Annotated in this window: 21 protein-coding genes; 6 read left to right on the plus strand and 15 right to left on the minus strand. The window is 43.2% G+C overall.

Features of this window, described 5'->3' with window-relative positions; all coding sequences use genetic code 11:
* Nucleotides 1-98 precede the first annotated feature (98 nt).
* The 11 genes from B3F51_RS12460 to B3F51_RS12510 all read right to left on the minus strand — a co-directional run bounded on the left by B3F51_RS12460 (nucleotide 99) and on the right by B3F51_RS12510 (nucleotide 10,917).
* Nucleotides 99-929, minus strand: a complete 831-nt coding sequence (locus B3F51_RS12460) for a transporter substrate-binding domain-containing protein (RefSeq protein ID WP_070370537.1) — start codon at nucleotides 927-929, stop codon at nucleotides 99-101.
* A 117-nt stretch (nucleotides 930-1,046) separates the two neighbouring features.
* Nucleotides 1,047-2,213, minus strand: coding sequence for a TraB/GumN family protein (locus tag B3F51_RS12465; protein WP_148638712.1), 1,167 nt, complete (start codon nucleotides 2,211-2,213; stop codon nucleotides 1,047-1,049).
* Nucleotides 2,214-2,312: 99 nt separating this feature from the next.
* Complete coding sequence (locus tag B3F51_RS12470) at nucleotides 2,313-3,299, minus strand: lipoate--protein ligase (protein ID WP_148638713.1); 987 nt, start codon at nucleotides 3,297-3,299, stop codon at nucleotides 2,313-2,315.
* 14 nt (nucleotides 3,300-3,313) lie between these two features.
* Nucleotides 3,314-4,324, minus strand: coding sequence for a LacI family DNA-binding transcriptional regulator (locus B3F51_RS12475; protein ID WP_070370535.1), 1,011 nt, complete (start codon nucleotides 4,322-4,324; stop codon nucleotides 3,314-3,316).
* A gap of 72 nt (nucleotides 4,325-4,396) precedes the next feature.
* A complete protein-coding gene (locus B3F51_RS12480) occupies nucleotides 4,397-5,665 on the minus strand; it encodes a pyridoxal phosphate-dependent aminotransferase (RefSeq protein ID WP_286947403.1) in 1,269 nt (422 codons plus the stop codon).
* Nucleotides 5,666-5,676: 11 nt separating this feature from the next.
* The gene (locus tag B3F51_RS12485) at nucleotides 5,677-6,240 is read right to left on the minus strand and encodes a Fe-S-containing hydro-lyase (protein ID WP_286807180.1); all 564 of its coding nucleotides are present in this window, start codon (nucleotides 6,238-6,240) and stop codon (nucleotides 5,677-5,679) included.
* Nucleotide 6,241: 1 nt separating this feature from the next.
* Complete coding sequence (locus B3F51_RS12490; RefSeq protein ID WP_286947406.1) at nucleotides 6,242-7,084, minus strand: fumarate hydratase; 843 nt, start codon at nucleotides 7,082-7,084, stop codon at nucleotides 6,242-6,244.
* Nucleotides 7,085-7,111: 27 nt separating this feature from the next.
* Nucleotides 7,112-8,212, minus strand: coding sequence for a lysylphosphatidylglycerol synthase transmembrane domain-containing protein (locus B3F51_RS12495; protein ID WP_228882854.1), 1,101 nt, complete (start codon nucleotides 8,210-8,212; stop codon nucleotides 7,112-7,114).
* Nucleotides 8,213-8,314: 102 nt separating this feature from the next.
* The gene (trmL, locus tag B3F51_RS12500) at nucleotides 8,315-8,779 is read right to left on the minus strand and encodes a tRNA (uridine(34)/cytosine(34)/5-carboxymethylaminomethyluridine(34)-2'-O)-methyltransferase TrmL (protein ID WP_070370530.1); all 465 of its coding nucleotides are present in this window, start codon (nucleotides 8,777-8,779) and stop codon (nucleotides 8,315-8,317) included.
* Between the two features lie 155 nt (nucleotides 8,780-8,934).
* Nucleotides 8,935-10,230 carry a sensor histidine kinase gene (locus B3F51_RS12505; RefSeq protein WP_250933224.1) on the minus strand — a complete coding sequence of 432 codons (1,296 nt, stop codon included), beginning with the start codon at nucleotides 10,228-10,230 and terminating at the stop codon, nucleotides 8,935-8,937.
* A gap of 18 nt (nucleotides 10,231-10,248) precedes the next feature.
* Nucleotides 10,249-10,917 carry a response regulator transcription factor gene (locus B3F51_RS12510; RefSeq protein ID WP_014355748.1) on the minus strand — a complete coding sequence of 223 codons (669 nt, stop codon included), beginning with the start codon at nucleotides 10,915-10,917 and terminating at the stop codon, nucleotides 10,249-10,251.
* A 225-nt stretch (nucleotides 10,918-11,142) separates the two neighbouring features.
* Between B3F51_RS12510 and B3F51_RS12515 the strand changes: the two genes are divergently transcribed.
* Together B3F51_RS12515 and B3F51_RS12520 are read left to right on the plus strand one after the other, a co-directional pair.
* On the plus strand, nucleotides 11,143-11,820 hold the full coding sequence (locus tag B3F51_RS12515; protein ID WP_070370528.1) for a response regulator transcription factor: 678 nt from the start codon (nucleotides 11,143-11,145) through the stop codon (nucleotides 11,818-11,820).
* Nucleotides 11,807-13,285 carry a sensor histidine kinase gene (locus B3F51_RS12520; RefSeq protein WP_286947412.1) on the plus strand — a complete coding sequence of 493 codons (1,479 nt, stop codon included), beginning with the start codon at nucleotides 11,807-11,809 and terminating at the stop codon, nucleotides 13,283-13,285. The genes B3F51_RS12515 and B3F51_RS12520 overlap by 14 nt, the downstream gene beginning before the upstream one ends.
* A 280-nt stretch (nucleotides 13,286-13,565) precedes the next feature.
* On the opposite strand, the gene B3F51_RS12525 is transcribed toward B3F51_RS12520, so the two are convergent.
* The 4 genes from B3F51_RS12525 to argC all read right to left on the minus strand — a co-directional run bounded on the left by B3F51_RS12525 (nucleotide 13,566) and on the right by argC (nucleotide 18,045).
* Entirely contained in the window at nucleotides 13,566-14,738 is a 1,173-nt protein-coding gene (locus B3F51_RS12525; RefSeq protein ID WP_286947414.1) for an acetylornithine transaminase, read from the minus strand.
* Between the two features lie 10 nt (nucleotides 14,739-14,748).
* On the minus strand, nucleotides 14,749-15,618 hold the full coding sequence (argB, locus tag B3F51_RS12530) for an acetylglutamate kinase (RefSeq protein ID WP_070370525.1): 870 nt from the start codon (nucleotides 15,616-15,618) through the stop codon (nucleotides 14,749-14,751).
* 17 nt (nucleotides 15,619-15,635) lie between these two features.
* Nucleotides 15,636-16,859, minus strand: a complete 1,224-nt coding sequence (gene argJ, locus B3F51_RS12535; RefSeq protein WP_148638723.1) for a bifunctional glutamate N-acetyltransferase/amino-acid acetyltransferase ArgJ — start codon at nucleotides 16,857-16,859, stop codon at nucleotides 15,636-15,638.
* A gap of 145 nt (nucleotides 16,860-17,004) precedes the next feature.
* Nucleotides 17,005-18,045 (minus strand): N-acetyl-gamma-glutamyl-phosphate reductase, encoded by a 1,041-nt coding sequence (gene argC / locus B3F51_RS12540; RefSeq protein WP_286947417.1) that lies wholly within the window; start codon nucleotides 18,043-18,045, stop codon nucleotides 17,005-17,007.
* 380 nt (nucleotides 18,046-18,425) lie between these two features.
* Here argC and B3F51_RS12545 point away from each other — a divergent pair, with 380 nt between their 5' ends.
* From B3F51_RS12545 to B3F51_RS12560, 4 genes are all read left to right on the plus strand, one after another.
* On the plus strand, nucleotides 18,426-19,643 hold the full coding sequence (locus B3F51_RS12545; RefSeq protein WP_070370522.1) for an argininosuccinate synthase: 1,218 nt from the start codon (nucleotides 18,426-18,428) through the stop codon (nucleotides 19,641-19,643).
* 6 nt (nucleotides 19,644-19,649) lie between these two features.
* Nucleotides 19,650-21,029, plus strand: a complete 1,380-nt coding sequence (argH, locus tag B3F51_RS12550) for an argininosuccinate lyase (protein WP_286947420.1) — start codon at nucleotides 19,650-19,652, stop codon at nucleotides 21,027-21,029.
* Between the two features lie 150 nt (nucleotides 21,030-21,179).
* Nucleotides 21,180-21,842 (plus strand): TetR/AcrR family transcriptional regulator, encoded by a 663-nt coding sequence (locus tag B3F51_RS12555; RefSeq protein WP_070370520.1) that lies wholly within the window; start codon nucleotides 21,180-21,182, stop codon nucleotides 21,840-21,842.
* Nucleotides 21,843-22,468: 626 nt separating this feature from the next.
* On the plus strand, nucleotides 22,469-23,509 hold the full coding sequence (locus B3F51_RS12560; protein ID WP_286947422.1) for an MFS transporter: 1,041 nt from the start codon (nucleotides 22,469-22,471) through the stop codon (nucleotides 23,507-23,509).
* Nucleotides 23,510-23,523 lie beyond the last annotated feature (14 nt).

Below are 23,523 nucleotides of genomic sequence, written 5' to 3' on the forward strand. Positions count from 1 at the left end.
ATTTACCAGTACGCTGCTGTCTATAAACATATGAACAGGACTTGTCACAGCAACTGTACCAAGTCCTATTCCATTTATTTATTCAATTATTGATAATCCTATTCAATGACTACCAGTTCAGTGTCAATATCTTTTGTCATATCCTGACCAAACCACTTCATTGAAATTTCTGACATTTTGCCACTTTCCTGCAAAGCTTTAATGGCTTCATTATACTTTTCGGTTGTCGCCGTGTCCGCTAAACGGGAAGTAATCCCAATCGGCTCATTGGTTAAAACGTCTGAGCTGACAACATAGAGATCAGGATTCTGAGCTACGTAGTACATGGCGACCCCGACATCGGTGATGACGTTATCGATTTGTTTACCTTGAAGGGCTGCAAATGCATCCAGCATTCCATCAAATTTTTTGATTTCAACATTGACGCCTTCTTCAACCTTTAATTTTTCGGCTGCGATATCAGCTGTGGTTTCAATCTGAGCGCCTAAAGTTTTTCCTTCAAGTTCTTTGAATGTTTTAACTGGGGTTGCATCTTTTCGTGAAACAATTACAATCCCGTTGGCAACGTAAGGGTCAGACATACTGAAACCTTCAAGACGTTCAGGTGTTATACTGGTGCTGGAAATGATGGCATCGTATTGTTTCGCATTTAAGCCGTTGAAAATACCATCCCAGGCTACTGTCTGGAATTCCGCTTTGACCCCCAATTCTTCAGCTAAAGCGTTGGCAAAGTCAATATCAAAACCAACCAGTTCGTTTTGATCATCTCTGAATTCCATTGGCAGGTAGGTATCATCCACACCGATACTTAACACGCCATCGGCTAATGCATCTTCTGATGTTTTTGATCCTCCGGAAGAACAACCAGTCAGCATCAATGCTGATAACAATAAAACAACCAGTGATAAACCTAATAATTTTCTTTTCATCGTTTCTCCTTTCTAAATTCCTAATGGTGTTAATTATATATTATTTTGTAAACATTAACAAGTTTTTTTGAAAGCTGATGCATATTTAAACGTCCTGCAGGAAGCATTATTCACTTCTCAGGAAAAGGTATTAATAAAAATCCCAATAATGTTAAGCCCACCCAGCCAGGTGCCAATACTGCTTCCCAGATTGGCAAATACCACGACCATCAGCACCTTAGTCACCTTATTGCGCCAGAGGCCTTTGATACTACCCAAGTCTTTAGGCAAGGATTCAAAATCTTCCACTTTGGGCTTACGGAAATGCGCTTCGGTCATGCCGGCAAACCATCCTGCTGCCAGTAATGGATGCAGGGTCGTAATTGGAGCCGCTACAAAAGCTGTCAATACCGATAGAATATGCCCACCTGCCAGCAGGGTGCCCAACGCTGCCAGCAGACCAGTCCAGAGAATCCAGTTTTTAGCTTGCTCCCATCCCGAGCTGGGACTGGCAATAAAGGTTACCACAATCAGCGCCAGCAAAATAATCGGGATCATCCAACCAATCACCTTGCCAACATTGGATTTCGGTGGGATCACCTCCAGCTCGGCAATATTCTGGTCTTTAAAAATTTCTTCTTTGATCCCCGGCACGTGAGCCGCTCCCAGCACGGCTACAACCTTATGTCCCGGAGCATGCTTGATTTTATAGGCTAAATACTGATCCCGCTCGTCGACCAGATATTTTTTGACGCCTTTAAAAGCCGAACCCATTTCTGACAGTGCGGCCGTCAACATATCATCGGATTTCAGGTTTTCGAGATCTTCTTCAGTAATTTCTTCATCATCCACCACACTGAGAATAATCGAGAACAGCACCTTGACCTTCTCCCATAAACTGCAGCCCCGCCAGATTCGGTTAAAAGTAATCTGGATGCTGCGATCAGCCAGTACCAGCTCCGCTCCGTACTCTTTAGCACAAGCAATTCCTTCCATCATTTCCTGGCCGGATTCAATTCCGAATTGTTCGGCCAGCTTACGCTGGTAGTTGGACAACAGAATATTGACAAACATAAAACCCGCCCGTTTGCTTTTGATGATCTGAACCAAGTCCGTATTGGACCATTTGTCTTTCTGGTTAATGGCCTCGTAGCGCTGCTGATCCAGTTCAATGCAGATGGAATCCGGCTGTTCGTTTTTTATGGTTTCCCGAACCTCATCGACGCTGTTTTTGGAAACATGAGCCGTCCCAATCAAAATCAATTCTTTGCCATGATAATTAAGCCGTGTAATATTTGATTCCAATGAACTTCCTTTCTTCAGGCTCAATAGAAAAAACTGGTCAACGCAGTATGATTTAACTCAATCACGCTGACCAGCTATTCTGATGCCTAATTGCTGCATTTAATATAGTATTAAGTCAAGTAAAGTTTTTACATCCAATCCATTAATATAATCAGACAGCGCGATGTCTTTGAGAACCTTTGACAGCGCTTCCTCGGTCGGTTTAACCCCAATCAGCAGCGTTTCCAGTTCCTGAATGTCCCCATTGCCAAAATAATCGCCATAAAAGTGAAGCTCTTTGATTTCACCCTTTTCAACCTGAAGCAAAACTGTAATCAGACCAAAGTCGCATTTTCTTTCTTTTCGCAAATTATATCGAGGCGATTTTCCATAATTCCAATCCCATGTTGCATATTTTTCTGTTTTCAACTGTTCAATCGCCTGGATTTCTTCCTCTAAAAGGGTGATCATTTCCAAATTGTCATTTTCAAACATCGCTTTTAGCAACGCTGCTTTAAAATCTTCCAGGGTATAGTCTTCATCCAGGTAGTCGACAATGTTGGTGACCCGACTTTTAACTGATTTGATCCCCTTGGATTCAATTTTATCCTGCTTTACTTTCAAAGCACTCTGAATGGTAGCCAGATTTGAATTGAACAGGATCGTACCGTGGTGAAGAATCCGCCCCCGTTTAGCATACTGGGAGTTGCCGGAAAATTTCTTTCCATCGATGGCAAGATCATTCCGGCTGTTGAATTCTGCATTGACCCCCAGCGTTTTAAGCGCTTCCACCAGAGGGCGGGTAAAGGTCTGAAAGTCAAACTGTTCCTGACCCGCTTCATTAACAATAAAGGTGAAGTTGAGATTTCCTAAATCATGGTAAACTGCCCCACCACCAGAAAGGCGACGAACAACCTTGATATCATTTTCTTTGATATATTCCTGATTAATTTCCTCAATGGTGTTCTGGTGTTTTCCGACAATTACGGCATTATCGTTCTGCCACAACAGAAAATAACTCTCGTCTTTATCCATTTGATTAAAGACATATTCTTCAAAGGCCAGATTCTTTTGTGGGTCGGTTTCTTTCCAATCAATATATTTCATAAAAGCCCCGGCTATTATTTAATCTCAGTAACCGAACCACGAATATGAACCTCATGCGGTACATAAACATTTTTAACGGTCCGATCGCCATCTTTTTCGCACAGCTTGATCAGCATCCGCATGGCAATCGCGCCGATATCGTACATCGGCTGAGCTACTGTGGTAATCTGCGGTCTGGTCCATTCCGCAATCCAGAAATTGTTAAAGCCACAGATGCTGATGTCTTCAGGAATTTTCTTGCCCATTTCTTCAGCACAGCGAATCGCCCCCAGTGCCGTCTGGTCATTAAAACAGAAAACGCAGGTGAAATCGATCCCGGAATTAATGGCTTCCTGCATCATCGTGTAACCACCGGAGAGACTCAGTTTTTCTCTTAAGATGCGGCTGTCATCAAATTCGATGTTATTTTCTTCAAAGGCTTTAATAAAACCTTTTTTTCGTTCCTGATAAATATAGCCTTCTTCCAACTCATCAAAGAACAACATGAATTTTTTGTGGCCCATTTTTATCAGCTCAGTCGCCAACTCATAGGCTGCTGTTTCATTATTAATCAAAACGCCACTGAGCACGCCACTGTCATCAGGAATACAACCTAAAACAACTTCGCTGGGCGCATCAATCAACTCAGCCTGCATTTCGTCACTGAGATCTTTACCCACATAGATAATTCCATCGCATTGTTTTTCAACCAGCACGTTCAGCGATTTTTTTTCTTTTTCAGGATCAAAGTCGGTATTACTTAAAATGATATTATAATGATAGATGCCACAAACATCTTCGGCGCCCCGGACGATTTCGGTATAATAAGGATTAGTAATATCCGGGATCATGATTCCCATGGTATTGGTTTTCTGAATTTTCAGACTTCTGGCAATGGCATTGGGTTTGTATCCGGTTTTTTTGATGGCTTCCAATACCCGTTCCTTGGTTTCTTCGTTTACTAACGGAATATTATTAACAACTCGGGATACTGTTGCAACGGAAACATTTGCTTCTCTGGCAACATCAACGATTTTTACTCTCATCTCTTTTCCTTTCAAAATTCACAACAACAGATGCCTGCGAAGCACTTATTTGCTTCGCAGCCACCTATATTATTAATGCCAATAGTTAACGGCCTCCACCTCTTTGATGGCATCCAGAATCAGCTGAGGTGATCGGCGACATTTTTCTTCTGAAACGGCGCAGGGTGCAAAACGGAGACCTTTTCCCAATGCCACAACAAAGGTGTTATTTTCCATTAAACGACTGCTGACTTCCTGGGGTTTATCACAGGGGATACTGATAAAAAAGCCATCGCAATAGGTAACCATTTTCAGGCCGATTTTATTGGCTTCCTCCACGAAAGCAGCGGCCCGACGTCTTAAAATGCTTTTATAGAAGCTCTGCTCAGCCATTGCCTGATTATATAATTCGTCATTACTGAAAATCTTCGTGATGGTTTCCATCGCTCCCCGGGTGCCGTTTGACCAGTTACCACGGTTGGAATAGGTGCAGGCATTGGCAAATTCATCGGCAATCTCTGCGGTGGGCGCCACACAGAGAATGGCGCCGTTTCGCAGTCCATACATGGTATAACCCTTGGAGCAACTAAAGGCATAAAGGGTCAAAATATTATGCGGCATCCCCGTCAGCATTTTCATAAACTGACGAGCCTCATCCCCTTCGCCAGCAAAATCGATATAGGCCAGATCCACCAGCAGAATAATTTTAGACTCCGGCTGAGCAGTGGCGGTTTCGGTGACAAAGGTCTTGATCGCTTTCCATTCCTCCAGGGAAATGGTATAGCCAGTGGGATTATGGGCTGGGGTATTAAGAACCGTTAATACCCGCTGCTGTTTTTCCAGCAGCTCCAGGATGCTTTTTTTCCAGCCTTCTAAATTGAATCCACCCGCTTCATTATAAAGTGGGAAGGTTGTGACTTTGCGATGATTTTCATCGGCAATGGTCGCATAAGCGGCCCAATACCAGTCTGTCAGTAAGATTGTATCTCCCAGTTCGGTATAATTACAGAACGAATGGCGGACTGCTCCGGTTCCCCCCGGGGTTGCCACCGCCCGAATATAACCTTCTGGTTTACAGTTTTTAAAACAGGCTTCCGTGATCTTTTCTAAAAAATCCGGTTGCCCGGCTAACCCAGAATAATCGGCAATCAGGTGATTCGGCAGGCCTTTTAAGGTGTCATACACTGATTTGAATGTTACCAATTCGCCATCATCGTCCATCAGTGCTCCGATGGTTGAATTAATAACGGCTTCCGGTCCCAATTCTTTGGTACGGTTTGCCGCTTCTCCGGCGATTCGAAAGATCGGATCAGTACCACCTGCTCTTAATGATGTTTCAATAACCATTTGTGCTTTTTTCATGTTTCCTCCCACTAAATCCATAGCTTATTTGCGAATTTTTTTCTTTCAGTTTCGTATAAATTGGTTCCTTTGGTGTCAATCACGACAATCGCCGGAAAATCTTTAACTTCAATTTTTCGAATTGCTTCCGTTCCCAGATCCTCATAGGCAATGATTTCGACTGATTTGATGCAATCCTGCAATAAGGCCCCGGCACCGCCGACACAGGCAAAATAAACGGCATCATTACTTACCATACTATTGATGACCCGTTCACTTCGATTTCCTTTGCCGATCATACCAGCCAATCCACGATCCAGCAGTTCCGGGGTATACGTATCCATCCGACCACTGGTGGTTGGTCCGGCTGAGCCAATGATCTCTCCGGGTTTCGCAGGACAGGGCCCAACATAATATATAATTTCATCAGTAAAATCCATCGGCAAAGGCAAACCTTTTTCCAGCGCTTCAGTCATCCGCTTGTGAGCTGCATCCCGGGCTGTATATATGATCCCGGAAATCCGCACATGGTCACCGGCTTTTAGTTTTTTTCGATCCTTTTTAGTTAAAGGTGTTCTGATCTCTACAACAGCCATTTTATAATTCCCTTTCCACATGTCGATTAACGTAACAGGTGATATTAACCGCCACCGGCAGACCGGCGATATGGGTCGGAAAGACTTCCACGTTAACCCCAAGTACCGTGTTGATTCCCCCAAGTCCCATTGGGCCAATTCCCAAAGCGTTGCTGGCTTCAAGCAGATATTCTTCCAGCGCTTCGATATGTTCCAGCGGATTGTGTTCACCCAAGGGTCGGCTCAAGGCTTCTTTGGCCATGATCGCCGCTTTTTCCATGGTACCGCCAACGCCCACCCCAACCACAATTGGTGCACAGGCATTAGGACTGCCAGTCTCCACGGTCTGGAGCACAAATTCTTTAACCCCGGCCATCCCATCTGCCGGTTTAAGCATCTTCAGAGCACTGGTGTTTTCGCTGCCAAAGCCCTTGGGTAAAATCTTTATTTTTAAGCCATCACCAGGTACGACCTGATAATGGATCACCGCCGGGGTATTATTGCCGGTATTTGTTCGGATAAACGGGTCGGCAACCACGGATTTTCGCAGATAGCCTTCTTCATAACCTTTGGCGACGCCAGCCTGGAGGGCTTCTTCAAGACTGCCACCCTCGATGATCAGATCCTGACCGAACGAGACAAACATTACCACCATGCCAGTGTCCTGGCAAATGGGGATATTTTTATTTTTTGCAACTTCAAAATTACTGAGCATGGTTTCCAGAATCTCTCTGCCATTTTCAGATTCTTCTGATTGCCTAGCCCGACGCAGCCCCTCTATCATATCATCTGATAAAAATGTATTGGCTTCAATACACATTTCAGCTACATGATCGATAATCTGCAAAACTCCAATTTTTCTCACTGAAATCTCCTTGTTGTTTAATATTTTCTATAGATTATCAACTTGATCATCACACTCTTCTTCAATTTGCTTTGCCTTCTCTTTGCCAACTCTGATGGAATGAATCGAAAGATAGATCCCACCAAAGAGAATAACGAAATAAAAAGTAATCAGACGCCAGAGAATCATCGCGACTGCAGTATTGCCGGGTCCGTAAATGGGCCCAAACAATAATAAAAAACCTGCTTCTGCCCCGCCAGCGGCTCCTGGGGTCGGCACAAAGGCCACTGCCACATAAAGAATCGCTTGCAGGGAAATAATCGTCAGCGCATTGGTTTCATTCAAACCCAATGACCGATACACCCAATAGTTGACTGAATAGAATACCAGGATCTGCACGATTGAAACAACAAATAGTTTTAAGGTCTGCAGTTTATGGCTTTTTAAGGCATCAATGGCGATCTGGTATTCCTTAATAAAGTGATTGACTTTTTCAAAATATTTTTCGGCATTTTTTATGATGTGAAGCGTCAGTAAAAGACGCACACAGCCAAGCATAATCGCTTTGGCAGCATTGGCATTAAAGGCCAGAATAAAGATCAGTACCACTCCGGCGATGTTTACGATTAAGCCTATGGCAATCAGCCATTTGGCAGCATCCAGGCTCTGGTGCAAGGCTGTAATGCTGAAAATGGTGGCGACAATGGCCAAAAAGGTAACCGTTACCTGATACAGTGCGTATTTTTGCACCAGCACCGCTGTTCCGGAACCGATTCCATAATTTTTTTTCGACATTTCATAGAGCTGCAGGGGTTGACCCCCGGTGGCACTGGGGGTAATCAGATTATAATACTGACCAACCATGGTCACAGTCCAGGCAAAATGAAAGCTCTCATTGGGATTATCCCTTCGCATCAATTTTAGCAGCATATAAGCTTCCAAGATCCAATAGATGAAAACACAACCAATCCCCAAAATGAGACAATAAACATTGGCTTGTTTAATTGTTCTTAAAAAGGTTTCCGGATCAACTTGTGTTAAGATAACAATTGCTGTTGCACTGATTAGAAAAACAAAGAACAAATAGTTCGAGTATTTTTTCCAAAACTTTGATTTCCAGAATTTTTCTTTTCTTCCTGTTTGATCCATTGTGTACCATCCTGATCTCGATTGAATTAATTATAACATACTGTTATGGTAAAGTAATGTAATTTTCAGCTATTTTCATGAAATTTTCATGAAAATAGCATCCTAAATCAAACCCACAAAGCCATGCTGTCGTAACGCCTCATATAAAACGATATTGACTGCATTTGACAGGTTCAATGATCGGGCCTTTTCATGATTTCTCATCGGGATACGAAAGCGATTATCGGGATGGGCTTCATGAATTTCGGTGGGAATCCCGGCAGTTTCCTTTCCGAACATCAAAAAAGCATTTTGATCATACTCAATTTGATGGTAAAACTTAGTGGCTTTAGTGGTCAGAATATACAGTTTGGCATCAGGATTCTTTTCCTGAAACTGATCAAAGGAGTCATAGACGCTGACATTGACAAGCTCCCAATAATCCAGGCCGGCCCGCTTTAAATGTTTTTCGTCCAATGAAAAACCCAGGGGTTTGATCAGATGCAGATTCGTCTCTGTCAATGCACACGTTCTGGCAATATTTCCGGTATTTTGGGGGATTTCTGGTTGATAAAGTAAAATATTCATATTCTTCCTTCTCATTATAAGTTATTTGTTGATTTTATTATAATCGAAAAAAGTCCAATTTCTTTCTTTTTTTTAAGTTCATCCTGGAAGACCGGGATGATCTTAATACCAACAAAGAAATTGAACTTCTGTTACAGGTCATTTTTATTCATTATTTATTGCAGAGTATCCCCTTTAATCGTGTTTTTCTTTGAATCCGGCTTTTGATTACTTTTTGGCAAAACAATTGAAAAGGTACTTCCTTTGTTGGGGATGGAGTCAATTTTTATTTTGCCATTATGTTTTTTGACAATATAATCAGCGATATTCAAACCCAGCCCAACACCACCGGTTTCACGGTTTCGGGCATCGTCAACCCGATAAAAACGGCTGAAGACTTTAGCCTTCTCTTCGTCCGTAAGCCCAATTCCAGTATCCTTAACCTCAATCACCAGGTGGCGCTTTCCCTGAACCAGACATAATTGAACCTTTCCACCGACTGGTGTGTATTTAATGGCATTATCCACTAAAATCCGGACCGCCTGTTTGAGTCGTTCTTCATCGCCCCGGTATTGGATCCCAGGCGAAATATTCTCACTGAGTTCAATTTCCTTTTCGTTGGCCAGTTCGGTCATCAGCTCAACCATTTGCTGACACATCGAGGATATGTCAAATACTTCCTTGTCGATGGCCAGGCGCTGATTTTCAGCCTGGGCCAAGAGCAATAACTCCGAAATGAGTTTGGCCATCGTTTCCCCTTCACTGGCAATATTGTTCAACCACTTCATGTTATCCTTGATCTGTTCATCCTCTTTGAGCTTCAGCACCTCAACATTGGTTTGAATAACCGTCAGCGGGGTTCGCAGTTCATGAGACGCATTGGCAATAAATTTCTTCTGATCCTCAAAGGTGTCTTTAATCGGCTGCAGGGATTTGCCAGCTAAAAAATAGCTGATGGGAATCAACACCGCAATCGATCCTAAGCCAATTAAAAACAAAAATGAAATGACATAGGCTATAATCGATCGCTCCGTCGAAATTTGCTGAAAAACCTGAAGCACATAGTCGTTGGAATTATTGGAATAGGGTAAGGTATAAACCCGATACTCAACATTGTCTGAGATTAGCAGATTGAACTGCGGAGTGTCCTTTTTTTCAATCGCCAGCTCGTAGCCCATCATAATCAGATTGCGGTCTTCGACCTTCATCGATTTTACAACATGGCTGCTGTCCCACATAATAAATTGATAACCGAATTTATCATGAACCGAATCCCCGGAATTGATCGGTTGAGCGGTAGTTTGGCCGTTGTTTGAAATGATTTCCTTGGCCACCGTAGTCAAATACATTTCTCCGGAAAGCGTAAGACTCCAGTTTACTAAAAAACCCAGCAGAAAGATAAACATGAACATGAAGATAACCAGAATCAAGGTATTAAACATGGTGATCTTGCGTTTGATTTCTTTAAACATGGGCCTTAACTCTCCAACCTATTTTTTCCCAAGCGTGTATCCTACCCCTCGGATGGTATCAATTTTAACCTGGGTATCGACAATTTTTTTTCGCAGGTTATGAACATAAATTTCAATATTATTTTCATTGACTTCTTTATCGAAGCCCCACACCCGATCCAGGATTTGTTCCCGGGTAAACACCTGATTGGGGCGTTTTAACAGCATTTCCAGAATCTTCGCTTCCTTAACTGACAGCTTGAATTCTTTGCTTTCAGTTTGCAGAATATTCTTTTTGGTATTAAAACTGACATCTTCAAAAACAATCGTCTCGCCCTTGATCCCATGATCGGGACGACGACCCAGGGCCCGAATCCGGGCAAACAGCTCTTTAGCAGAAAATGGTTTGATCAGATAATCATCAGCGCCCAAATCCAGGCCTTTGACTTTGTCATCAATGGTCCCTTTGGCTGTCAGCATCAAAACCGGGGTGTTAATGCCCTGGTCGCGGATCTGCTGCAAAATTTCAATACCGCTTTTGATCGGCAACATAATATCTAAAACAATGACATCATAAATAGGGTTTAGAGCAAATAACAGACCTTCCTCCCCATCGTTGGCAATGTCACAATCGATGTTTTGTATTTTACATAATTCCTGGAGTGCATCGGTTATTTTTTTTTCGTCTTCTACAAATAATATACGCATAAAGCGACTCCTTCCACCTTTTGAATTTTGATTATAAGTTAACAGATTAATTATAGAGCCAAAATCTTAAAGCTATATAAAACAAGGAAAATATGATATTATTCTAAGATAATCGAAACCAACCGTACCGACCTGACACTTATCGATGATCACTCTATCTGACTCCAGGGTCATTGTCGGTACTACTTTTATCTTTTTATTTATCGATTGGTTATGGAGGTTCCCATGAAAGAGATACTGATTATTGAAGATGATAAGAAAATATCCCGGATCATTGAACTGCAGCTTAAGCATGCCGGTTTTGAGACGGTTAAGGCGTTTACTGGCCGGGAAGGGATCGAAGCCTATCATCAACATCCCGGCTTTGATCTGGTTTTACTTGACATTATGCTACCGGAGGTCTCTGGTTATGATGTCCTTAAATATATCAAGAGCCAAAATCATCACCTGCCAATTATTTTGTTGACCGCCAAAGACGATACCAATGATGTGGTAACCGGTTTTGACCTTGGCGCCGATGATTATGTGACAAAACCCTTTAATTTTGACGAGCTGTTGGCCCGAGTTAAAGCCAATATTCGAAAAAATGCTCCTGAATCCGCACCAAATAGCCATTTGATTTTTAAAGATATTGAGATCGATCTGGATGCTTTCAGCGTTAAGCGCCAATCCCAGGAAATCAGTTTATCCCGAACCGAATTTGACCTGTTTTATTATCTCGTCCTGAACCACGATCTGGTTCAGTCCCGGGAACAGATCCTCACCAAGGTCTGGGGCTTTGATTATGACGGTGGTGATAATATTGTTGATGTTTATATTAAATATCTGCGGGACAAAATCGACCGGGATTTTGATGAAAAACTGATCCATACCGTTCGGGGGCGGGGCTATGTGGTTCGATAAGCTAAATATTCCCGGTCGTAAAAAGCCGTTAAAAATATATCATCGCATTGTGTTCTTTTTTATTCTGGCTTTGACGGCTGTATTAACGCTTTCGTTTTTGATGGTTTTCTTTTTCTCCCAGCAACTTATTTTAAACGAAAGCAAAGCGACGATGATCCGCTTTAATAATTACGTCATCAATACCCTGGACGAGAACATGCCCGCCCTACTCAGCTTACCAGCTGACCAACGACTGGAATTCATTTCAGAAAAACTTTATCCCTATGTCAAGGATAATTCGCTCATTGCCTATCAACTCAAGGATAACCAAGGCAATATCTATCAATCATCCGAAATCCTGACTGATCTGCTGGTTGCTGAAAACCTCGATAAGTATAATTTTCATTTATTCGAGTTCAGCTTTAATGACGACAACGATCAAACCATTACCGTAAACTCGTTGCGCTACAACCAGATCGAATACTATTATCTGGGGTCCTACTATGTGCTGGAAGACGGCGACATTATCTATCTCCAGATTATCAAAAACCTCAATGATAGTTATGTATTCATGACTACCCTGTTTATTCTGATGATCGCCATCAGCATTCTCGGACTGATTGCCATAATTCTAATCGGCATTTATGGTACCAAGCAAACCCTGAAACCGCTGATTGAAATCTCCGAAACCGCTAAAAATATCACCGAAAACAATTTAAATGTGCGGATCGAAGAAACCGGCAACAAGGATGAGCTGGATCAGCTGATCATGTCTTTAAACCAGATGATCAAAAAACTGGAATCCGCTTTTAATAACCAGAAGCGTTTTGTTTCGGATGCCTCCCATGAACTGCGGATTCCTCTAACGGTGATTCAGGGCTATATTGATATTTTATCCGATTGGGGCAAAAATGATCCGCAACTCCGGGATGAATCAATTGAAGCGATTCGGGATGAAATTCAGGGGATGAATAAGATGGTCGAAGATTTATTATTGATTACGCGAATTGAAAACAATTATTTTGATGAAGATTTTATTATTCTGGATATTTCGACGCTTTTGGAAAAGATTTTTTATCAGTGTCAGATGATTGATCCCGATCACCAATACATCATGGAATCCTGTGACCACGCCTTTGTCCGGGGTAATGAAGGCCTGCTGATTCAGGCGATCCGCGGTCTGCTGGACAATAGCCGCAAGTACACCCCAATGGGGGGAACCATTACCCTGAGCTGTCGGACACACAAAAACAAAATGAATGAAATCTCGATCAGAGACACTGGCTGTGGCATCCCCGCCGCCGAGCTTGACAAGATCAAGGAACGTTTTTACCGGATCAGCAGTGACCGCTCCCGGGCCACTGGCGGTTCGGGCCTGGGATTATCGATCATTGACAGTATCGTCAGCATTCATCGTGGCAAACTGATTATTACCAGCGAAATAAATCAGGGCACCAAAGCGACTATCTTGCTAAAAAAACAGTAAAAAAACGGGGCGGATTGCCCCGTTTGAGGTTGTCGATAAACTACCGTACCGACCAATTGTTAATCTGTTGTTCGCTGCACCATGCGAAATCCGCTACGCTCCTTTCGCATTGGTCGCGGGCAGTCGCCAACTATAAGCAAGCTTATGATTGGCTCGTTGCCTGCGCGCAGAATCTGACAGGCGATGCCGTGTCCGCTCNNNACAACATGATGTAACAATTGTCGGTACTAGGTTATCTTTTTTGACAGTCTGAAACGGGGCGGATCGCCCCGTTTTATTTCTATAAACATTCAGCAAAAATCTGAACCGCCTGATCAATTTCGGCTTTGGTAACCACCAGCGGTGGCACAAAACGAATGGCATTGCTGCCAGCAGTAATCAACAACAAGCCTTTTTCCATCGCCTTGGCAACGATGGCACCCAGATCAGCATCAATCTGGATGCCCACAATCAGACCCATGCCGCGCACCTCTTTAATGGCCGAATGGTCTTTTTTCAAGGCTTCCAGTTGGGCTTTGAGATAATCCCCTTTTTCCGTGACCGCTTCAAAAAATCCCGGTGCGGTCAGGGTTTCAATCACATATTTGGCGGTGGCGGTCACAAATGGGTTGCCCCCAAAGGTGGACGCATGGGTTCCCGGGGTAAAGACTTCGGCCACGTGATCTTTGGCAATAATGCCGCCGATGGGGACCCCGCCCCCTAAGCCTTTGGCCATCGTCACCACATCCGGTACAACACCATATTGCTGGTAAGCAAACAGTTTGCCCGAACGGCCAATCCCGGTTTGCACCTCGTCAAAAATCAGCACGATGTTTTGTTCATCACAGATTTTACGGACTTCTTTTAAATAGTCCGGATCGGCGGGATAGATTCCCCCTTCGCCCTGAATCGGTTCGAGAATAATCCCACAGGTTTTAGGGCTGATCTGCGCCTTCAGGGCATCGATATCGTTATAGGGTACATGATAAATTTCCGGCATCAGCGGTTCCAGGTTTTCCTGGTATTTTTTTTGGCCTGTAGCAGTAATCGCCGCATAAGTTCGGCCATGGAAAGATTGAATCATGGCAATGATTTCCACTGCTTCCACGTCTTTTTTAAGCTTGCCATACACCCGGCACAGTTTTAAGGCCGCTTCACAGGCTTCTGCCCCGCTGTTACAAAAGAATACCTTATCCAGGCCACTGGCCTTGGTCAGCATTTCGGCCAGTTCAATGCCCGGTTTGGACCAGTAAAGATTGGAAATATGAACCAGTTTTTCCATCTGCGCCTGCATTGCTGCCAGCAGACCCGGATGGGAATGACCCAGGGCATCAACAGCAATCCCAGCCACAAAATCCAAATATTCTTTGCCATTATGATCAGTCAGAACACAGCCCTGACCCTTATCAAAGACCAGAGGAAAACGCTTATAGGTTTCCATGATCACATTGTTTCCTCGTGTTATTAAATCCATATTGTCCTCCTTATATAATGGAACGACGAATCATCGTTCCGACCCCGGCAGCCGTGAACAATTCCAGTAGCATTGAATGTTCCACCTTGCCGTCTAAAATATGAACCGAATTGACTCCCTGATTCAGGGCATCGACACTGTTTTCCACCTTGGGAATCATCCCGCCGGAAATAATCCCCTCTTCAATCAGTTTGGGCACATTTTCAGCAAACAACCGTCTGATAATCGAATCCGGATTGTCCGGATCCATATAGACCCCATCGGTATCCGTTAGATAAATCAGCTTTTCAGCTTTAACTGCTTTGGCAATGGCATACGCTACATGATCAGCATTGATGTTGTAGCTCTGGCCGGTTTTATCCGTGCCAATCGGCGCAATCACCGGCAGATAATCGTCTTTTAACAGAGTATTCAAGAGCCGGTTATCAACCCGGATAATGTCCCCAACAAAACCGATGTCCAGATTATTAACAAATTTCTTCTTCACCTTGATCATCCCGCCATCTTTTCCTGAAAGGCCGACAGCATTCATTTCACGGTTCTGAAGCAGCTGGACAATTTCCTTGTTGATTTTTCCGGATAAGACCATTTCGGCAATTTCGACCACCTTTTCATTGGTAATCCGCAACCCTTCGACAAATTCGGTCTGGATTTCCAAGTCACTCAGCATTCCGGAAATATCTTTGCCGCCGCCATGAACAATGATCAAACGGATGCCCACCAGACGCATCAGCGAAATATCATCCATCACCGACTGCTTTCTGGCCTCATCATACATAAAACTGCCACCATATTTAATGACCATGGTTTTCTTTTTAAACTGTTGGATATAGGGCAAAGCTTCGATCAGAATCTTGGCCTTTTCAATATATTTTTCCATTATTTACTCTTTTCTATTTAACTTCGGTAATCGCCATTGATTTTGACATAATCGTAGGACAAATCACATCCCCAGGCCACAGCTTTTTCATCGCCTTCTTCCATTTCAACCACAATATAAATATCTGTTTCGGACAGCACTTTCTTCGCTTCATCTTCATCAAAGGCAATCGGGGCACCATCGTTTAAGAGGGTAATCATCCCAGCCTGACTGGAAAAAACCAGGGAAACCTTCAAGGGATCAAATTCAGCCCCGGAATAGCCCAAGGCACAAAGCACCCGACCCCAATTGGCATCTTCCCCAAATAAGGCGGTTTTGACCAGACTGGACGTGATTACCGATTTAGCCAGCTTGCGGGCATCATCTTTGGTTTTTGTCCCACGAACTTCCACTTCCACAAACTTGGAAGCGCCTTCGCCATCGCGAATGATTTTTTTTGCCAGGGTTTTATGTACATATATAAAAGCTTCTCTAAAGATCTCATAATCCGGGGTATTTTCCTGCAAGGGCAGATTTCCAGCCATCCCGTTGGCAATCACCGCTACCATGTCATTGGTACTGGTGTCGCCATCCACAGAGATCATATTGTAAGTATCAACAGTGGTTTCTTTTAGCAACTGATCAAGCAGGGCTGGTTCAATATTTGCATCAGTCGTCACAAAGGACAGCATCGTCGCCATATTGGGATGAATCATCCCGGAGCCCTTGGCCATGCCGCCGATCTTTACGGACTTACCGCCGATTTCCACCTCGACGGCAATGGTCTTTTTTACTGTATCGGTGGTCAAAATCGTATTTGCAGCAATGTCGCCGTCTTCTTGGCTACTTCCTAATTTTGCTCCCAGGAGTTCAATCCCAGACAGAATTTTCTCAACCGGTAAAATCACCCCAATCACCCCAGTTGAAGCAATCAGCACATCCTCCGGTTGCACCCCTAAAACCGCTGCCGCTTTGTTGGCTGTAGCTGCTACAGCTTCCTCGCCTTTTTGTCCTGTGCAGGCATTGGCGTTGCCACTGTTGACCACCACCGCCTGCTTGTAGGGATTATTCATGACTTTGTTACACCAGAGAATCGGCGCAGCCTTGACAACATTGGTAGTTGTCATGATGCTGGTTGCCCCGGGTACCTCTGAAAAAATCATTGCCAGATCATTTTTTTCATTCTTTTTAATGCCGCAATTGATTCCCCCGGTTTTAAAACCCAGAGGTGTTGTCACTCCACCTGTCTTTATTAGTTTCATGTCTTTACTCCTTGTATTTTAATGAATCGTCTCTGATCCGTCAGGTTTTCACCAAACTGTCATACCGACCAACTGCTAATCTGTTGTCGGTGCGGACTCTATATTCTTATATCACACCATTATTAACTGATTTGTCACTGCTTATTTAAATGGGAAAATCGGCAATAAAGTCGATACCGGTTTTTTCAGCCAGTCCAAAACAGATATTCATATTTTGTACCGCCTGCCCGGCGGCTCCTTTAATCAGATTATCAATGGCTCCTACGACAATGACGTGGTTGGTTCTAGGATCGATGGACAACCCGATATCACAAAAATTAGTTCCTTTCACCCAGCGGGTTTCCGGCATCCGATTTTCCAGAATTCTGACAAAATATTCGTCGTTGTAGAATTCACGGTAAATCGCCTTGATCGCTTCCAGACTCAGGTCAGCGGTTAATTTAGCATAGGATAAGGCCAGAATGCCCCGATTCATTGGAACCAGATGGGGGGTGAACAGAATATTAAAATCCTGACGATTTAATAGCCGCAATTCCTGCTCAATTTCCGGCGTATGTCGATGGGAACCGATTTTATAAGCCTTGATGGTTTCATTGCACTCGGAGTACATCAAATCGGTGACTGTTCCCCGGCCAGCTCCAGTTACCCCTGATTTGGCATCAACGATAATGCTGCCCGTATCAATCAGATTATTTTTGATTAATGGCGCCAGGCTTAAAATGCTGCAGGTTGTATAACAGCCGGGATTTGAAATAAGCTGGGCCTTTTTTATCTCTTCCCGATGCAATTCACATAATCCATAAACCGCATCATTCAGTAATGAATGGTTAAAATGCTCGGTTTGGTACCAATCCTCATATACATCGATATCTTTAATCCGGAAATCAGCCCCCAGATCGATGACCTTTGTTTTTGTGAGTACCTCTGCCGTAACGGTTTTGGATGCAATTCCATGGGGTAAGGCTAAAAATACCACATCCGACTTCTCTGCCAATTCTTTGATGTCGGTTGCTTCACAAACGAGATCGGTAATACCTTGAAAGTTTCCATAGATATCACTGAATTTTTGTCCGGAAAAGCTTCTGGTTCCGATTGTCACCACTTCTACTTCAGGATGCCGCATTAAAATACGGATCAGTTCCTGTCCGGCATAACCAGTTCCTCCGATAACAGATGCTTTAATCATTTTATTTTACTTCCTTTCTTAAATGTCTTTGCTTAAGAATAGTAAGAGTTTAGGCAAACCGGGTCACACAATCCCACAAAAAATCGAGATGCGGTTTATCTACAATCTTAGTATTCTATTTTTATACTATCCAAGTAAACTCTTTAAATATTTATTTTACCAAAATATGTGAAGTCTGTCTGTTAGTTTCTTAAATATATAATATATTATTTTTGTATTATACTCGCTTCTCTATGCATAATCAAGCGTTTTTATGTATATTTATAAATTTATGCGAATTATTTTCTTTTTATACTTGCTTTTCTCTTGAAATGATTGTATAATCATTCATGTGATTAAGTTGATTATACCAACGAGATAATTATCAGGAGGATATAAAATTGAAGAAGAAAGTAATTCTTGCCTATTCCGGGGGATTGGATACCACAACCATTATCCCATGGCTTAAAAATACCTATGACTATGATGTTATTGCTGTGTGTGTCGATGTTGGACAGGGTACTGAACTTGACGGTCTCGAGGAAAGAGCCCTGGCTTCAGGTGCCAGCAAATTATATATTGAAGACGTAACCGACGAATTCGTCGAAGATTATGTGTGGCCTGCGCTTCAAGCTGATGCGATTTATGAAAAAAAATATTTATTGGGCACCTCCCTGGCCCGTCCTTTGATTGCCAAGGTGCTGGTAAAATATGCTGAACTGGAAGGCGCTGAAGCCATCTGTCACGGTGCCACCGGCAAGGGAAATGACCAGGTTCGTTTTGAATTGACCATTGGTGCTTTAGCACCACAGTTAAAAATCATTGCCCCCTGGCGAATTTGGGATATCAAGTCCCGGGAAGATGCCATGGACTACTGTGTCATGCATGATATCAAGGTACCGATGTCGATCAGCAACAGCTATAGTCGGGATAAAAATATTCTGCATATGAGCCACGAAGGCCTGGAACTGGAAGATCCCTCTCTGGAACCGCAATATAAAAAATTACTGCAAATGACCACCCCATTGGAAGAAGCGCCGGATGAAGCTGAAATTGTCAGTCTTGACTTTGAACAGGGAATTCCCGTCCGACTAAACGGTGTAGAAATGACGGGCCGGGAGCTGCTTGAACAACTCAATATTATTGGTGGCCGTCACAGCATTGGTGTCGTTGATCTGATTGAAAACCGGGTGGTAGGGATGAAATCCCGGGGAATTTATGAAACTCCCGGCGGTTCAATCCTTTACAAAGCCCATGAAGAATTGGAACATATGTGTCTTGATCGTCAAACCTTTGGCTTTAAACAACAGGCAGCCGTTAAATTTGCCGAACTGGCCTACAACGGCGAGTGGTTTACACCGCTGCGGGAAGCTTTAACAGCCTTTGTCGATGAAACCCAAAAAACGGTTACCGGAAATGTTCGTTTAAAGTTATATAAGGGCAATATTATTCTCATTGGTGTGACCTCGCCTTACTCACTCTACAATGCCGAAATTGCCAGCTTTACCACTGGTGATCTTTATGATCATAAGGACGCTGAAGGATTTATCCATTTATTTGGCTTACCGCTTAAGGTTCGTGCTTTAATGCGACTCAGCCGCGAAGAAAAAGGGGAATAGAATAAAATGAAAAAAATGTGGGGAGGTCGGTTTTCTAAAAAAACCGACCTTTTAACTGATGATTTCAACTCGTCCATATCCTTTGATCAACGCCTGTACAAACAGGACATCACTGGAAGTATTGCCCATGCCCGAATGCTTGGAAAACAAAATATTATTGATCCCAACGAAGCTGAACTGATCATCAAAACGTTAGAAGCGATTCTTATCGATATCGAAGCCGGAAACGTTGAGTTTTCGGTATCAATGGAAGATATTCATATGAATGTCGAAGCCATTCTGACTGAACGGATTGGTGATATCGGCAAAAAACTCCATACCGGCCGAAGTCGCAACGATCAGGTTGCCACCGATATGCGCCTCTATGTCAAAGAAATTGCCGATGACAGCAAGTCTCTGATTCGTAACCTGATCCTGACCCTATTGGATCTGGCTGATGACCATACCAACACCATCATGCCCGGCTATACACATTTGCAACGGGCCCAACCCATTACTTTTGCCCATCATCTGATGGCTTATGTGGAAATGTTCAAGCGGGATATGATCCGAATGGCTCAGGTTAAAGCGATGGCTGACACCTTACCGCTGGGTTCCGGTGCTTTGGCAACCACTACCTATCCACTGGATCGGGCCGCCGTTGCCGCAGAATTGGACTTTGCCTTTATTTCCCTGAACAGTCTGGATGGGGTTTCGGATCGTGATTTCTGTCTTGATTTCCTTGAAGCGGCCTCCGTCTTAATGATGCACCTCAGCCGTTTTTCGGAAGAGATCATCCTCTGGTGCAGCAGCGAGTTTAATTTCATCACTCTCGATGATGCCTTCAGTACTGGCAGTAGCATCATGCCCCAGAAAAAAAATCCGGACATTGCCGAACTGGTGCGGGGTAAAACTGGCCGGGTATATGGCAACCTGATGGGCCTGCTGACCACCATGAAGGGGATTCCCCTGGCCTATAATAAGGACATGCAGGAGGATAAGGAACCAGTATTCGATACCTATGATACCATTAAAATCTGCCTGATCACCTTTGCCAAAATGATCAAAACCCTGACCGTCAATAAGGAAACGATGAAAAAAGCGGCTGCCGGGGGCTTTTCCAACGCCACCGATGCCGCTGATTGGCTGGTTAAACACGGGGTCGCCTTTCGTGACGCCCATGAAATCATTGGTAAGTTAGTATTTTTTGCGCTGGAACAGCAAAAAAGCCTGGATGAACTGACCCTGGACGAATACCGGAGTATCTCACCGGTTTTTGATGAATCCATTTTTTCGGCCATCGATCTGAATGCCTGTGTCAACCAACGAAATATTATTGGCGGGCCGGCTGAAGAGCAGGTTCGCAAAGCCATCGCTTTTAACCACCAATGGTTAGTTCAGAATTAAACGCTAAATGCCCTGTCTTAACCACGCAATTAAATCAAGAAAGTTTTTTTAGCTTCCTTTGTCTTGTTTTTCACAAAGAAATATGGTATGCTTTAGCTATATCTTACGCATTTTTACACAGAATTAAAATATAGAAATAGAGAGTATAAAATGGGAAAATACAAGGTTGGTAAAGAAACCAAGGAAAAGATTTATGAGGCATCTAAAGCCTTATTTTATGAATATGGCTATACCAGCACCACCTGCCTGAAGATTGCCAAGGAATCCGGGGCGAATGTTGGTCTGATCAATTATTATTATGGTTCAAAAGGCGGCCTTGGAATTGAATTATATAACGAACTCATGTCGACTATCAAAGCGAAGGTTACCGAAAATCTTTACAAATTAGGGCTCGAAACAACCCTTTTACTTCAAACCGCCGTTGAGTGGCGGGTATTGAACAACAATATGCGATTCAATAAAAATTTCAGTCGATTTTACTACGATTTACTGGGAGAAAATGTTCTTTACAAGGAACAAAGTGTGGTCACCGATTTTTACCGCAATCTGGCTGAAAGCTGCGACCTTCACTACAGCGACTTTGAGATTGCCTTTATTGCGTTCGCCAGCGCCGGTGCTACACAAGGTATTAATCTTGCTTATGATGCCGGGCTTATTGATTGTTCTTCTCAAGATTTCATTAACTCCAGTATTCATCTATTGCTGAACAATATGGGTCTTGATCCAGAACTTATCAAACAGGTAATTAGCGAATCCTACGAAATCGAAAAAATGTTTACCGTGCGAATCGAAAAAAATTTTAACATTGTCTGATCGTATCATTTTTTCTGGCTTCTCCGGTATCCTTACAGCGTCATGCTTAACATGGCGCTGTTTTTTTATACTCTTTCTCCCATTTTTTTAACTTCAATTAATATTTGAACTACATAACGTCAACACACTATTTTAACGCTCCACTCATCACTGTAAAATTTTTATAATTCATGTTTTAAACGTTTATAAATGTGTAAAATTCTATATATTTTCGTAATTATTCACTTTTAATGTAAATAATGCTGGACATTCCCGATTTTGCATGCTATTATCATCATACACTTAAACGTAACTAATATTGTACTTGTATAACTTATTGATCACTGAACCACTATCTTAGCTTTATCGAACTATTTTTCGGCTCAGTGATTGAAATAGTGCTTTTGGGGGTGATTCGCACACCAATTTAAGAAGGAGGATTTAAAAAACGCATGTTATAACCCCCTTGCTATTATCCGTTGTGAACCAAGCCAAACAGCAAACGTTTAAATGACATTTGAATCCTAACTAATCATGTTATTTTTCGCGGCTGACTGGCTACATACCCATCTCGAAAATCGGGGCTGGGTAAACTTTAAACATCCTGGTCTGATTCCAGGGTGATATCTTTTAGAAGAGGTGAAATTATGAAAAATAATACGTTCCTAAAAATTGCAGTATTATCGGTTTTCTTTGTCCAAATGGGGGTTGGTACCATCACACCGGCTATCGCCAGTATTGCTGCGGCCTTCCCTGATGTTCCATTTACATCCCTGTTGCTTGTTTCTACTCTGGCAGTATTAATGTCTGTTCCGGCTACCCTGATCTCCGGTCGACTTGCCGGTGGTGTTGTAAAATACAAAACGCTGTTAATCATTGGTATGATTCTCTTTATCGGTGGTGGTATGGCCCCCTATTTTATGACGACTTCCAGTTTTACGGCAATTCTGATCGTTCGAGCCATCTTCGGTATTGGACTCGGGATTGTTACACCTTTGGGCGCCGCACTGATTATCGCTTTCTTTGATGGTGAGGTACGGGCTCAAATGATGGGCCTCAGCGGTGTCGTTGGCAACGTAGGTGGAATTCTCTTCCAATTACTCGGTGGTTTTGCGGCGACAATTTCCTGGGAATATGCATTTTTAGTTCACGGATTAGGGATTGTAACCTTAGTGATTGTTCTGTTCCTGCCTGAGCCAGCAAAAGCTCCCGTTCAAGCAGTTGGTGAAGCAAAGCCCAAACTGCCCGGGGCCGTGTTTGCTTTTGCCGGTTTAATTTTCTTCATGATGGTTCTGATTTACCCGATGCTGGTTAACATGTCTTCAATTATCGCTGCCGGTGGTATGGGAACTGCTGGAGATGCTGCTCTTGTCTTGACAATGTTCACAGTCGGCGGAATGCTGGGAGGTTTAATTTTTGCGAAAGTCTTCGGTATTTTCAAAAGTAATACCATGCCATTAGGCGTTGCTTTAATAGCTGTCGCCATGGTCAGTATTGGTCTGGGAAATTCCATTGCCTTTATGTACATTGGTACAACTGTTGCCGGTGTTGGTTTAGGTTTTATCATGCCAAGCATCTTCATGAATTTGGGCGCAGCCGTCCATCCCAGCCAGATGCCCACCGCCTCGGGAATTGTCATGGCATCCATGAATGTCGGTGGATTCTGTTCGGCTTATTTCTGTTTTTGACCAACTAAATTGAC

The organism is Acetobacterium sp. UBA5834 (assembly GCF_002435675.1).
GTDB lineage: Bacteria > Bacillota > Clostridia > Eubacteriales > Eubacteriaceae > Acetobacterium > Acetobacterium wieringae.

Bases quoted from the DNA above. Each gene is read 5' to 3' on its own strand.
- B3F51_RS12460 (WP_070370537.1), bottom strand. From the start codon at position 929: ATGAAAAGAAAATTATTAGGTTTATCACTGGTTGTTTTATTGTTATCA.
- B3F51_RS12470 (WP_148638713.1), bottom strand. From the start codon at position 3,299: ATGAAATATATTGATTGGAAAGAAACCGACCCACAAAAGAATCTGGCC.
- B3F51_RS12475 (WP_070370535.1), bottom strand. From the start codon at position 4,324: ATGAGAGTAAAAATCGTTGATGTTGCCAGAGAAGCAAATGTTTCCGTT.
- B3F51_RS12480 (WP_286947403.1), bottom strand. From the start codon at position 5,665: ATGAAAAAAGCACAAATGGTTATTGAAACATCATTAAGAGCAGGTGGT.
- B3F51_RS12485 (WP_286807180.1), bottom strand. From the start codon at position 6,240: ATGGCTGTTGTAGAGATCAGAACACCTTTAACTAAAAAGGATCGAAAA.
- B3F51_RS12495 (WP_228882854.1), bottom strand. From the start codon at position 8,212: ATGGATCAAACAGGAAGAAAAGAAAAATTCTGGAAATCAAAGTTTTGG.
- trmL (WP_070370530.1), bottom strand. From the start codon at position 8,779: ATGAATATTTTACTTTATCAACCAGAAATCCCCCAAAATACCGGAAAT.
- B3F51_RS12505 (WP_250933224.1), bottom strand. From the start codon at position 10,230: ATGTTTAAAGAAATCAAACGCAAGATCACCATGTTTAATACCTTGATT.
- B3F51_RS12510 (WP_014355748.1), bottom strand. From the start codon at position 10,917: ATGCGTATATTATTTGTAGAAGACGAAAAAAAAATAACCGATGCACTC.
- B3F51_RS12515 (WP_070370528.1), top strand. From the start codon at position 11,143: ATGAAAGAGATACTGATTATTGAAGATGATAAGAAAATATCCCGGATC.
- B3F51_RS12520 (WP_286947412.1), top strand. From the start codon at position 11,807: ATGTGGTTCGATAAGCTAAATATTCCCGGTCGTAAAAAGCCGTTAAAA.
- B3F51_RS12525 (WP_286947414.1), bottom strand. From the start codon at position 14,738: ATGGATTTAATAACACGAGGAAACAATGTGATCATGGAAACCTATAAG.
- argB (WP_070370525.1), bottom strand. From the start codon at position 15,618: ATGGAAAAATATATTGAAAAGGCCAAGATTCTGATCGAAGCTTTGCCC.
- argJ (WP_148638723.1), bottom strand. From the start codon at position 16,859: ATGAAACTAATAAAGACAGGTGGAGTGACAACACCTCTGGGTTTTAAA.
- argC (WP_286947417.1), bottom strand. From the start codon at position 18,045: ATGATTAAAGCATCTGTTATCGGAGGAACTGGTTATGCCGGACAGGAA.
- argH (WP_286947420.1), top strand. From the start codon at position 19,650: ATGAAAAAAATGTGGGGAGGTCGGTTTTCTAAAAAAACCGACCTTTTA.
- B3F51_RS12555 (WP_070370520.1), top strand. From the start codon at position 21,180: ATGGGAAAATACAAGGTTGGTAAAGAAACCAAGGAAAAGATTTATGAG.
- B3F51_RS12560 (WP_286947422.1), top strand. From the start codon at position 22,469: ATGAAAAATAATACGTTCCTAAAAATTGCAGTATTATCGGTTTTCTTT.